12 protein-coding genes are annotated in these 12,376 nt (G+C 70.2%); all 12 read left to right on the forward strand.

Translation table 11 applies throughout. The features are described from left to right. Nucleotides 1-195: 195 nt before the first annotated feature. A complete protein-coding gene (locus ACH492_RS03950) occupies nt 196-2,148 on the forward strand; it encodes a DUF5941 domain-containing protein (RefSeq protein WP_398983296.1) in 1,953 nt (650 codons plus the stop codon). Beyond that, nucleotides 2,145-2,882: a sugar phosphate nucleotidyltransferase gene (locus tag ACH492_RS03955; protein WP_398982451.1), complete on the forward strand. Its 738-nt coding sequence runs from the start codon at nt 2,145-2,147 to the stop codon at nt 2,880-2,882. Before ACH492_RS03950 ends, ACH492_RS03955 begins: the two co-directional genes overlap by 4 nt. Next, nucleotides 2,870-3,931 (forward strand): iron-containing alcohol dehydrogenase family protein, encoded by a 1,062-nt coding sequence (locus ACH492_RS03960; protein WP_398982453.1) that lies wholly within the window; start codon nt 2,870-2,872, stop codon nt 3,929-3,931. Before ACH492_RS03955 ends, ACH492_RS03960 begins: the two co-directional genes overlap by 13 nt. Beyond that, nucleotides 3,909-4,691: a CDP-alcohol phosphatidyltransferase family protein gene (locus tag ACH492_RS03965; protein WP_398982455.1), complete on the forward strand. Its 783-nt coding sequence runs from the start codon at nt 3,909-3,911 to the stop codon at nt 4,689-4,691. The genes ACH492_RS03960 and ACH492_RS03965 overlap by 23 nt, the downstream gene beginning before the upstream one ends. 35 nt (nt 4,692-4,726) lie before the next feature. Next, nucleotides 4,727-5,581 carry a glycosyltransferase family 2 protein gene (locus tag ACH492_RS03970; RefSeq protein ID WP_398983298.1) on the forward strand — a complete coding sequence of 285 codons (855 nt, stop codon included), beginning with the start codon at nt 4,727-4,729 and terminating at the stop codon, nt 5,579-5,581. A gap of 96 nt (nt 5,582-5,677) precedes the next feature. Further along, nucleotides 5,678-6,607, forward strand: a complete 930-nt coding sequence (locus ACH492_RS03975) for an ABC transporter permease (protein ID WP_307659953.1) — start codon at nt 5,678-5,680, stop codon at nt 6,605-6,607. After that, nucleotides 6,600-7,406, forward strand: coding sequence for an ABC transporter ATP-binding protein (locus ACH492_RS03980; RefSeq protein ID WP_398982457.1), 807 nt, complete (start codon nt 6,600-6,602; stop codon nt 7,404-7,406). The genes ACH492_RS03975 and ACH492_RS03980 overlap by 8 nt, the downstream gene beginning before the upstream one ends. Before the next feature lie 422 nt (nt 7,407-7,828). Further along, on the forward strand, nt 7,829-8,746 hold the full coding sequence (hpnC, locus tag ACH492_RS03985) for a squalene synthase HpnC (protein WP_398982459.1): 918 nt from the start codon (nt 7,829-7,831) through the stop codon (nt 8,744-8,746). A gap of 8 nt (nt 8,747-8,754) precedes the next feature. Beyond that, nucleotides 8,755-9,693: a presqualene diphosphate synthase HpnD gene (hpnD, locus tag ACH492_RS03990; protein ID WP_398982461.1), complete on the forward strand. Its 939-nt coding sequence runs from the start codon at nt 8,755-8,757 to the stop codon at nt 9,691-9,693. Further along, nucleotides 9,693-9,779, forward strand: coding sequence for a DUF6380 family protein (locus ACH492_RS03995; protein WP_398983300.1), 87 nt, complete (start codon nt 9,693-9,695; stop codon nt 9,777-9,779). The genes hpnD and ACH492_RS03995 overlap by 1 nt, the downstream gene beginning before the upstream one ends. Then, the gene (hpnE, locus tag ACH492_RS04000) at nt 9,776-11,161 is read left to right on the forward strand and encodes a hydroxysqualene dehydroxylase HpnE (RefSeq protein ID WP_398982463.1); all 1,386 of its coding nucleotides are present in this window, start codon (nt 9,776-9,778) and stop codon (nt 11,159-11,161) included. The genes ACH492_RS03995 and hpnE overlap by 4 nt, the downstream gene beginning before the upstream one ends. A gap of 38 nt (nt 11,162-11,199) precedes the next feature. Further along, on the forward strand, nt 11,200-12,267 hold the full coding sequence (locus tag ACH492_RS04005) for a polyprenyl synthetase family protein (RefSeq protein ID WP_398983302.1): 1,068 nt from the start codon (nt 11,200-11,202) through the stop codon (nt 12,265-12,267). The last annotated feature ends 109 nt before the right edge of the window (nt 12,268-12,376 follow it).

Here is a 12,376-nt window from a genome sequence, read left to right on the forward strand (position 1 = left end):
GTTTGTGGGCCGAGGCGCCGATCGACGATGATGATCTCGGCGGGCCCTCCTGGGGCCCGGCCATGTCGAGCGGGACGTAAACGGCCAGTGAACTCCCGCCTCCGTGCATCCGATAGCCTCTGCCGACGTGCCGCCGCCCGTATACGGGCCGAGCCGCCGCGCACCAGCACCGTCAGCTCCAAGGAGTGAGTTCGTCTGTCGACCGTCATCCTCACCGGTCCGCCGGTACCCGGATCGTCGCTCGAGGGCGATCTGCGGTCGCTGGGCTTCGACGTCCGGGTCGCCTCGGGCGCACAGGACACCGCAGCGCTGGTCGCAGCGGTGCCGGGCACCGATCGCGTCGCTGTCGTCGACCCCCGCTTCGTGGGGCACGTTCACTCCCTGCGGCTGGCGCTGACGGACCCCCGCTTCCCGGCCGCCGCGGTCCCGGGCGCACTGACGGTGCAGCCTCAGGCACGGGCTGCTCTGACCCGGGCTCTGTCGGTCGCGGCGGGCACAGGGACCCCGTCCGGCGTGGCCGGACCCGCACCGTCCGGTGCCGCAGAGGCGGCGACCGCCGCACGGGCAGGCGATGCGGCCGACGACAGTGACTCCCTGTCGGCTGTCCGGGCCGCGGTGCGGCCCGCCGCCGACAGCACGGGCGCGGGGACGCCGGTAGTGCCCGACGCGCTTGCACACGCGCTCGACGCCGAGGGCACCGCCGTGCACCGGCCCGAGCTGGGGTCGCTCGTGGCGACCGTGCCCACTGACCCCCAGACCCGTAACGAGGCGCGGCAGGCCGTCTCCGCCGTCGACGACGAGGCCGTACGGCTGCGCTCCGCCGTGAAGGCCCGCGACGGCTTCTTCACCACCTTCTGCATCAGCCCCTACTCCCGCTATCTCGCCCGCTGGTGCGCGCGGCGCGGACTGACTCCCAACCAGGTCACCACCGCCTCGCTGCTCACCGCGCTGATCGCGGCCGGCAGCGCGGCCACCGGCACTCGCGGCGGTTACATCGCGGCGGGTGTGCTGCTGCTCTTCTCCTTCGTCCTGGACTGCACCGACGGGCAGCTGGCCCGTTACTCGCTGCAGTACTCGACGATGGGTGCCTGGCTGGACGCGACGTTCGACCGCGCGAAGGAGTACGCGTACTACGCCGGTCTCGCCCTCGGTGCCGCCCGCGGCGGCGACGACGTATGGGCACTGGCGCTCGGCGCGATGGTGCTGCAGACCTGCCGCCATGTCGTGGACTTCTCCTTCAACGAGGCGAACCACGACGCGACGGCCGTTGGTAAGTCCGTGACTGGCAGCCCCACCGCCGCGCTCTCCGAGAAGCTCGACAGCGTCGGCTGGACGGTCTGGCTGCGTCGCATGATCGTGCTGCCGATCGGCGAGCGCTGGGCCATGATCGCCGTGCTGACGGCCGTGGCCACGCCCCGGATCGTCTTCTACGCCCTGCTCATCGGCTGCGCCTTCTCCGCCTCCTACACCACGGCGGGGCGCATCCTGCGCTCGCTGACCCGCAAGGCACGCAGGACCGACCGGGCGGCCCAGGCGCTCGCCGACCTGGCCGACTCGGGCCCGCTCGCCGAGAGCGCCGCGCGCGCCTTCACGACGGCCGCCAGAAAGCTTCCCGCGTTCGGGCCGCTCGCGATCGCGCTGGCCGGCGGCGCCGCTCTTGTGGCAAGTGCCACGTTCACCGACTACGGCTCACTCTGGCCGGTCGTCGCGGCTGTGGCGTATGTCATCACCTCGGGCACAGCCGTCGCCCGCCCCCTCAAAGGCGCCCTCGACTGGCTCGTCCCGCCGGTGTTCCGGGCCGCCGAATACTGCACCGTCCTGGCGCTCGCCGCCCGGGCAGAGGTGAACGGAGCGTTGCCCGCGGCCTTCGGACTGGTGGCGGCGGTCGCCTACCATCACTACGACACGGTGTACCGCATCCGCGGCGGTACGGGCGCGCCGCCGCACTGGCTGGTGCGGGCGACCGGCGGGCACGAGGGGCGGGTTCTGGCAGTCGCGCTGCTGGCCGCGGTGGTCGCCGACGCAGACTTCACCATCGCGCTGACGGCCCTCGCTGTGGCCGTCGCACTCGTGGTGCTTGTGGAGAGCATCCGCTTCTGGGTGTCCTCCGGAGCACCCGCCGTACATGACGAAGGAGAACCCGCATGATCGGCCTCGTACTGGCAGCCGGTGCCGGACGGCGTCTTCGCCCCTACACCGACACGCTCCCGAAGGCCCTCGTGCCCGTCGACGGCGACACCACCGTCCTCGACCTCACCCTGGGGAACTTCGCTCAGATCGGGCTCACCGAGGCCGCCATCGTCGTCGGCTACCGCAAGGAGGCCGTATACGAGCGCAAGGCGGCCCTGGAGGCGAAGTACGGCCTGAAGCTCACCCTCGTCGACAACGACAAGGCCGAGGAGTGGAACAACGCCTACTCCCTGTGGTGCGCCCGTGACGTCATAAGGCAGGGCGTCATCCTCGCCAACGGCGACACCGTGCACCCCGTCTCCGTCGAGCAGACCCTGCTCGCCGCCCGCGGCAACGGCCAGAAGATCATCCTCGCCCTCGACACGGTGAAGCATCTCGCCGACGAGGAGATGAAGGTCATCACGGACGGCGACAAGGGTGTGCAGCGCATCACCAAGCTGATGGACCCGGCCACCGCCACCGGTGAGTACATCGGCGTCACCCTCATCGAGCCCGAGGCCGCCGACGAGCTCGCCGACGCGCTGCAGACCACCTTCGAGCGCGACCCCGACCTCTACTACGAGGACGGCTACCAGGAGCTCGTGAACCGCGGCTTCACCGTGGACGTGGCCCCCATCGGCGACGTCAAGTGGGTCGAGATCGACAACCACGACGACCTCGCGAAGGGCCGTGAGATCGCGTGCCTGTACTGACCCGACTGATCCCGTCCCCGGTCGTCGTCGACATCGCCCGCGGCGCCCTGGACGATCTGGCCGGCCTCCTCGCCGACCAGCGGATCTCCTCCTCCGGCAAGCTCGCGATCGCGATCAGCGGCGGCTCCGGCCAGGCGCTGCGCGAGAAGCTCTCGCCGGTGCTTCCGGGCGCCACCTGGTTCGAGGTCGCCGGCGGCACCATCGACTCCGCCGTCAAGCTCGCCGACGACATCAAGGGCAAGCGGTACGACGCCGTGGTCGGCCTCGGCGGCGGCAAGATCATCGATGTCACGAAGTACGCGGCGGCCCGTGTCGGCCTGCCGATGGTGGCCGTCGCGACGAACCTCTCGCACGACGGCATCTGCTCCCCGGTCGCCACGCTGGACAACGACAACGGCCGCGGCTCCTACGGCGTCCCCACACCCATCGCCATGGTCATCGACCTCGACGTCATCCGTGAGGCACCGGTCCGTTTCGTACGCTCCGGCATCGGTGAGGCGATCTCCAACATCTCGGCGATCGCGGACTGGGAGCTGTCCCACCGCGTCAACGGCGAACCCGTCGACGGCCTCGCCGCCGCCATGGGCCGCACCGCCGGCGAGGCCGTACTGCGCCAACCGGGAGGGGTCGGCGACGACGAGTTCCTCACGGTCCTCGCCGAGGCGCTCGTACTCTCCGGCATCGCGATGTCGATCAGCGGAGACACCCGCCCCTCGTCCGGCGCCTGCCACGAGATCAGCCACGCCTTCGACCTGCTCCACCCCAAGCGCGCCGCCAGCCACGGCGAGCAGGTCGGCATCGGCGCCGCCTTCGCCATGCACCTGCGCGGTGCACACGACCAGTCCGGACTCTTCGCCGAAGTGCTGCGCAGGCACGGCCTGCCGGTGCTGCCGGAGGAGATCGGCTTCAGCGTGGACGAATTCGTCAGAGCCGTCGAATACGCGCCGCAGACCCGTCCGGGCCGCTTCACCATCCTTGAGCACCTCGACCTCTCAACCGACCAGATCAGGGACGCGTACGCCGACTATGCCAAGACCATCAGTAGCTGAACTCCGTCCGGTCGTTCACCCGGAGGGAGTGAAGGACCGGCGAAGCGGTGAGCACTGGGCCGGGCGCCTGTACATGCGAGAGATCTCGCTGCACATAGACCCGTACCTGGTGAACACCAAGATCACGCCGAACCAGCTCACCTACCTCATGGTCGTGGTGGGTGTGCTCGGCGGCGCTGCCCTGCTGATCCCGGGACTGACCGGCGCGATCCTCGCGGTGGTGCTCTTCCAGATCTATCTGCTGCTCGACTGCGTGGACGGCGAGGTCGCCCGCTGGCGCAAGCAGACCTCGATCACCGGCGTCTACCTCGACCGCATCGGCCACTACCTCTGTGAGGCGGCCCTGCTGGTCGGCTTCGGCGTGCGCGGCGCGGACGTCTTCCACCAGGAGGGCACCACGAACTGGCTGTGGGCCTTCCTCGGTACGGTCGCCGCCCTCGGCGCGATCCTGATCAAGGCCGAGACCGACCTGGTCGACGTGGCCCGCCAGCGCAGCGGTCTGCCCGCCGTCAAGGACGAGGCGTCCGTGCCCCGTTCCTCCGGTCTGGCGCTGGCCCGGCGTGCCGCGGCCGCGCTGAAGTTCCACCGGCTCGTCGGCGGCATCGAGGCCAGCCTCTTCATCCTGGTCGTGGCCATCCTCGACATGATCCGGGGTGATCTGTTCTTCACCCGTCTCGGCATCGCGATCCTCGCCGGTATCGCGGTCGTCCAGACGCTGCTGCACCTCGTGTCGATCCTCGCGTCCAGCAGGCTCAAGTGACGGCGCCGCTGAAGCTCGGCGCGGTCATCATCACGATGGGCAACCGGCCGGACGACCTGCGCGCCCTCCTCCACTCGGTCGCCAAGCAGGACGGCGACCCGATCGACGTGGTCGTGGTCGGCAACGGCGCCCCGGTGATGGACGTCGCAGATTTCCCGTCGGTTGTACGCACCGTGAACCTGCCCGACAACCTGGGCATCCCCGGCGGCCGCAACGTCGGCATCGAGGCCTTCGGCCCGTCCGGCTCCGGCGTCGACGCGCTGCTCTTCCTCGACGACGACGGTCTGCTGCCGAACAGCGACACCGGCGAGCTGGTGCGCCAGGCCTTCCAGGCCGACCCGAAGCTGGGCATCATCAGCTTCCGGATCGCCGACCCGGAGACCGGGCTGACCCAGCGCCGCCACGTGCCGCGGCTGCGCGCCTCCGACCCGCTGCGCTCCTCGCGGGTGACGACCTTCCTCGGCGGCGCCAATGCCGTGCGTACGAAGGTGCTCGCCGAGGTCGGGGCACTGCCCGACGAGTTTTTCTACGCCCATGAGGAGACGGATCTCGCCTGGCGGGCGCTGGACGCCGGCTGGGCGATCGACTACCGCGCGGACATGGTGCTGTTCCACCCGACGATGCCGCCGTCCCGGCACGCGGTCTACCACCGGATGGTGGCCCGCAACCGGGTCTGGCTCGCCCGCCGCAATCTGCCCGCGCCCCTGGTCCCCGTCTACATCGGTGTCTGGGTGCTGCTCACACTGGCCCGGCGCCCCTCGCTGCCCGCCCTGAAGGCATGGTTCGGCGGCTTCAAGGAGGGCTGGCGGACGCCCTGCGGTCCGCGCCGTCCGATGAAATGGCGTACGGTATGGCGGCTCACCCGACTGGGCCGACCTCCCGTCATCTGACAAGCTCGGTTCTGAGAAAATCGGGCGTACCTCCGGGACCTGGCCGCCACCTGAGAGCCCTACTGCCGCGCATCTTGAACACGAAAGTTTCAACTTGTGAGTGACACGACCCAAGACGGCGCGATCGCGACCAGCGTTCGCCCGTCGCCCGACGACGGTCTGACCCCGGCGGAGCTGGCCGCCAAGTACGGCCTGTCGGTGAGCGGTGCCCGACCGGGGCTCGCCGAGTACATCCGGCAGCTGTGGGGCCGGCGCCACTTCATCCTGGCCTTCTCGCAGGCCAAGCTGACGGCCCAGTACAGCCAGGCGAAGCTCGGCCAGCTGTGGCAGGTGGCGACGCCGCTGCTCAACGCGCTCGTCTACTACTTGATCTTCGGGCTCATCCTGGGGACCCGGGAAGGGATTCCCAACGAGGTTTTCGTCCCGTTCCTGGTGACCGGCGTCTTCGTCTTCACCTTCACCCAGAGCTCGGTGATGGCGGGCGTCCGGGCGATCTCGGGCAACCTCGGTCTTGTCCGCGCGCTGCACTTCCCGCGCGCCGCCCTGCCCATCTCCTTCGCGCTCCAGCAGCTCCAGCAGCTGCTGTTCTCGATGCTGGTGCTGTTCCTGATCGCGATCGGCTTCGGCAGCTACCCGAAGCTCTCCTGGCTGCTGATCATTCCCGCGCTGGCAATGCAGTTCGTGTTCAACACCGGCATGGCGATGATCATGGCCCGTCTTGGCAGTAAGACGCCCGACCTCGCCCAGCTGATGCCGTTCATCATGCGCACCTGGATGTATGCGTCCGGCGTCATGTTCTCCATCCCGATGATGCTCAAGGACAAGCCGGCCTGGATCGCCGATGTCCTGCAGTGGAATCCGGCCGCCGTCTACATGGACCTCGTCCGGTTCGCGCTGATCGACGGTTACGGCTCCGAGAATCTGCCTCCGCACATCTGGGCCTTCGCGCTCGGCTGGGCGATCCTGTTCGGCATCGCCGGGTTCGTGTACTTCTGGAAGGCTGAGGAACGGTACGGCCGTGGCTGATCTCGAGAAGAACGACCAGAGAACCGGCGACGACTCCCGCGTTCCCACCGTCATCGCCGACGATGTGCACATCGTGTACCGCGTGCACGGCGGCAGCGGCGGCAGGGGCAGCGCCACCGCCGCGCTGAGCCGGATCGTGCGGCGGGACAAGGGCGAGTCGCGGGGAGTGCGCAAGGTGCACGCTGTGCGCGGAGTCTCCTTCACCGCGTACCGCGGCGAGGCGATCGGCCTGATCGGCACCAACGGCTCCGGCAAGTCGACCCTGCTGCGCGCCATAGCGGGTCTGCTGCCGACGGAGAGCGGCAAGGTCTACACCGACGGCCAGCCCTCCCTACTCGGAGTCAACGCCGCGCTGATGGGCGATCTGACCGGTGAGCGCAATGTCATCCTCGGTGGCCTGGCCATGGGCATGACGCGTGAGGAGATCCGCGAGCGCTACCAGGGGATCGTGGACTTCTCCGGGATCAACGAGAAGGGCGACTTCATCACCCTTCCGATGCGCACGTACTCCTCCGGCATGGGGGCCAGGCTCCGCTTCTCCATCGCCGCGGCCAAGGACCACGACGTCCTGATGATCGACGAGGCGCTGGCCACCGGTGACCGGAAGTTCCAGCGGCGCTCCGAGGAGCGCATCCGTGAGCTGCGCAAGGAAGCCGGCACGGTCTTCCTGGTCAGCCACAGCAACAGCTCGATCAGGGACACCTGCGACCGCGTCCTGTGGCTGGAGAAGGGCGAGCTGCTGATGGACGGGCCGACCGACGAGGTCATCAAGGCGTACGAGAAGGAGAGCGGCAGGTAGTCCGCCGCCGGTCCCAAAGGCCCCCGCCGTGGCATCCGGGCGGGGGCTTTCTGCGTCTTCGGAGAGACAGCGGCTCCCTCGCCGGGGCGCGGCGATCGGCCCGGATCGTCAAGTGAAGGTCAATTCCCGGGGCCCGGAGGAAGGTTGGCGACGATTGGAGTGTTCTTGTAATGCGCGCAACACCCCGGCGTATCACTGGGCGTTGTACAACGTAAGCTGTACCGGTGCTGAATCGCGGCAAGTGGGGCGATACACCCTAGGCATCCCGTCCGCCAGGCGGTGCCCCCGCAGTCGGGAGGACCGGCGGCGTGTCCGAAATAGGATGTATTGGGTCAGCAGTGTAGAACGGGAGATGTGACGGCAATGACGGAAAATCTCCAGGTCCGCGAGGCTTTCGCCGTCCCCGCGCCGGGCAGTCCCGTATGACGGGCACCCGGCAGGTGCGCCGCGAGGCCTCCGCGCGCGCCACCCTCGACAAGGCATCCGACGAGAACTTCCCGGTGGCCCCCTTCTTCCTGCCGCGCGCCTGGCGCGACGACCTGATGGCGGTGTACGGCTACGCCCGCCTCGTCGACGACATCGGCGACGGTGACCTCGCGCCCGGCGGCGCCGACGCCCGCAACCTCGGCGTCGACCCCGCGCAGGCCGACGACCGGCTCGTGATGCTCGACGCCTTCGAGGCTGATCTGCGCCGCGTCTTCGCCGCCGACACCGAACCGGGTCACCCCCTGCTGCACGCCCTCCAGTCGACCGTGCGCCGCCGCTCGCTCACCCCCGAGCCCTTCCTCGGCCTGATCGAGGCCAACCGCCAGGACCAGTTGGTGCGGCGCTACAAGACGTACGACGAACTCCTCGCGTACTGCGAACTGTCCGCCAACCCCGTAGGCCGCCTGGTGCTGCAGATCACCGGGACCGCCAGTCCCGAGCGCGTCCGCCGCTCCGACGCAGTCTGCACCGCCCTCCAGATCGTCGAGCACCTCCAGGACGTGGCCGAGGACCTGGGGCGCGACCGGATCTATCTGCCCGCAGAGGACATGCACCGCTTCCATGTCACCGAGGCCGACCTGGCCGCGAGAACGGGGAGCGCGTCGGTGCGCTCACTGGTCGCGTACGAAGCGGAACGCGCCCTGCAACTGCTGAATGAAGGCACACCGCTGGTGGGTAGCGTCCACGGCAGACTGCGGCTGCTGCTGGCCGGGTTCGTTGCCGGGGGGCGCGCGGCCCTCACCGCGATCGAGGCTGCCGGAAACGACGTCCTGCCCGGACCGCCCAAGCCCACCAAGGCGCATCTGCTGCGTGAAGTGGGAGCTGTCTTGCGAAGAGCGCGTAGAGAGGGGTGAGCCGGACGATGCAGGGACCGACGGAGGTACCCGCGCCGGTGCAGGCTGCGTACAGCTACTGCGAGGCCGTCACCGGGCAGCAGGCGCGCAATTTCGCCTACGGGATCAGGCTTCTGCCGACCGACAAGCGACAGGCCATGTCGGCGCTGTACTCGTTCTCGCGCCGGGTCGACGACATCGGCGACGGCACGCTCGCCGTGGAGGCCAAGCGGGACCGGCTCGAAGGGACGCGGGAACTCCTGAAGCGGATCCGCCAGGGCGCGGTCGACGAGGACGACATCGACCCGGTCGCGGTCGCCCTCGCGGACGCGGCGCGCCGGTTTCCCCTTCCGCTCGGCGGGCTCGACGAGCTCATCGACGGTGTGCTGATGGACGTACGCGGCGAGACCTACGAGACCTGGGACGACCTCAAGACGTACTGCCGGTGTGTCGCGGGCGCGATCGGGCGGCTCTCGCTCGGCGTGTTCGGCACCCAGCCCGGCGCGCGCGCCGCCGAACGCGCCCCCGAGTACGCCGACACGCTTGGACTCGCCCTCCAACTCACCAACATCCTCAGGGACGTTCGCGAGGACGCGGGTAACGGCCGCACCTATCTGCCCGCCGACGACCTCGCCAAGTTCGGCTGTTCCGCGGGCTTCCACAGCGCCACCCCGCCGCCCGGCTCCGACTTCGCGGGCCTTGTGCACTTCGAAGTACGGCGCGCTCGCGCCCTGTTCGCCGAGGGCTACCGGCTGCTGCCGATGCTCGACCGGCGCAGCGGCGCCTGCGTCGCCGCGATGGCCGGCATCTACCGCCGCCTCCTCGACCGCATCGAACGTGACCCCGAGGCGGTGCTGCGCGGCCGCGTGTCCCTGCCCGGGCGCGAGAAGGCGTACGTCGCCGTGCGCGGGCTTTCCGGGCTCGACGCCCGGCATGTCACCCGGCAGAAGCTCAGGGGGCGCGCCTGATGCGGGCGAACGCGGACAAGCGGTGCGCAACCCTCCGGTGCGGCGCGGCGTCCCAGACTGCAACGGCCCGAGGGGAGGTCGCATGACGGACGACGACATGCGGTCCCGGCACGCGGTGGTGATCGGCGGAGGACTCGCCGGAGTCACCGCGGCGCTGCAACTCGCCGACGCGGGAGTCGGTGTCACCCTCCTCGAAGGCCGCCCGCGTCTGGGCGGTCTCGCCTTCTCCTTCCGCCGCGGGGACCTCACCGTCGACAACGGTCAGCATGTGTACCTGCGCTGCTGCACCGCGTACCGCTGGTTCCTCGACCGGGTGGACGGCGCTCATCTCGCCCCGCTCCAGGACCGGTTGGACGTGCCGGTACTGGACGTCGCACCGGCACGCGGACCGCGTCTCGGACGGCTGCGCCGCACCGCGCTGCCCGTACCGCTGCACCTCGCCGCCGGGCTCGCCACCTATCCGCACCTCTCGCTCGCCGAGCGCGCGTCCGTCGGGCGCGCCGCACTCGCGCTCGGCAAGCTGGACCCGGCCGACCCGGCGCTGGACGGCATCGACTTCGCCACCTGGCTGGGCCGCCACGGCCAGTCGCAGCGCACCGTCGAAGCCCTCTGGGACCTGGTCGGCGTGGCGACGCTGAACGCCACCGCGCCGAACGCCTCGATGGGCCTCGCCGCCATGGTCTTCAAGACCGGACTGCTCTCCGAGCCCGGCGCCGCCGACATCGGCTGGGCCCGCGTGCCGCTCGGGGACCTGCACGACACGCTTGCCCGCAAGGCACTCGACTCCGCCGGTGTACGCACCGGGCTCTCGACCCGGGTACGGAGCATCTCCCGTGCGGGCCTTGGGCGTTGGCAGGTCGAGGTCGACGGCGAGCAACTGGACGCGGACACCGTCGTCCTCGCCGTACCGCAGCGCGAGGCCCATGCGCTGTTGCCCGAAGGGGCCCTCGACGACCCCGACCGGCTGCTCGACATCGGCACCGCGCCGATCCTCAACATCCATGTCCTGTACGACCGCAAGGTGCTGCGCCGCCCCTTCTTCGCCGCGCTCGGCACCCCGGTCCAGTGGGTCTTCGACCGCACCGAGGCCTCCGGACTGCAAGGCGGCCAGTATCTGGCCCTGTCCCAGTCCGCCGCCGAGGAGGAGATCGATGCGCCCGTCGCCGTACTGCGTGAGCGGTATCTGCCCGAGCTGGAGCGGCTTCTGCCCGCCGCGCGAGGCGCCGGGGTGAGCGACTTCTTCGTCACCCGGGAGCGGACGGCGACCTTCGCCCCTGCCCCGGGCGTCGGTCGGCTGCGACCGGGTGCGCGCACTCGGTCCCCCGGCCTGTACCTTGCGGGCTCGTGGACCGCCACCGGGTGGCCCGCGACCATGGAGAGCGCCGTGCGCAGCGGCTTCAGCGCCGCGGGCGCCGCACTCTCCGCGCTCGGCCGCCACCATGAACATCCGCTCAAGGAGGCGGCGTGAGCTTCAGTACTGGAACAAGAGGAGAGACCGTGCCGACTGTGCCCTCGGCGAGCCCTGCTGATGACACCGCAGCGGGAGTCGACATCGTCGCTTTGCTGGAGCGCGGGCGGACCATGTCCACCCCCGTGCTGCGCGCAGCCGTGGACCGGCTCGCGCCGCCCATGGACACCGTCGCCGCCTACCACTTCGGCTGGATCGACGCGCAAGGACGGCCCGCCGACGGGGACGGCGGCAAAGCCGTACGCCCCGCACTCGCGCTGCTGTCCGCAGAGGCGGCCGGCGCAGCCCCCGAGGTCGGCATCCCCGGCGCCGTGGCGGTGGAGCTGGTGCACAACTTCTCGCTGCTGCACGACGACCTGATGGACGGCGACGAGCAGCGCCGCCACCGCGACACCGTCTGGAAGGTGCACGGACCGGCCCAGGCGATCCTCGTCGGCGACGCGCTGTTCGCGCTCGCGGGCGAGGTCCTGCTGGAGCTCGGCACCGTCGAGGCGGGGCGCGCCACGCGCCGGCTGACCACGGCCACGCGCAAGCTCATCGACGGCCAGGCCCAGGACATCTCATACGAGCACCGCGAGCGGGTCACCGTCGAGGAGTGCCTGGAGATGGAGGGCAACAAGACGGGCGCGCTGCTGGCCTGCGCCGTCTCCATCGGCGCGGTGCTCGGCGGGGCGGACGACCGGACGGCCGACACGCTGGAGGCGTACGGCTACCACCTCGGACTCGCCTTCCAGGCCGTCGACGATCTGCTGGGCATCTGGGGCGACCCGGAGTCCACCGGCAAGCAGACCTGGAGCGATCTGCGCCAGCGCAAGAAGTCCCTTCCGGTCGTCGCCGCGCTCGCCGCGGGCGGACCGGCCTCACAGCGCCTCGGAGAGCTGCTCGCGGCCGACGCCAAGAGCAATGACTTCGACAGCTTCTCCGAGAAAGAATTCGCTACCAGGGCAGGCCTGATCGAAGAAGCGGGCGGCCGCGACTGGACCTCCCAGGAGGCCCGCAGGCAGCACGCCGTCGCGATCGAGGCGCTGGGCCGCGTCGACATGCCGGAACGGGTGCGGGCGCAGCTCATCGCGCTCGCGGACTTCGTCGTCGTACGAAAGAGATGATCGCCATCGCTCGTATACGCGTGTCTTCTGGGGGCTAGCCTCCAGGCCCCCAAGCAGTCGCCGGCCGGTGCACGGGAAACCGGGCGCCGGCCGACGTCAGACCCCAGCA

The organism is Streptomyces sp. NPDC019443 (assembly GCF_044389785.1).
Classification (GTDB): Bacteria; Actinomycetota; Actinomycetes; order Streptomycetales; family Streptomycetaceae; genus Streptomyces.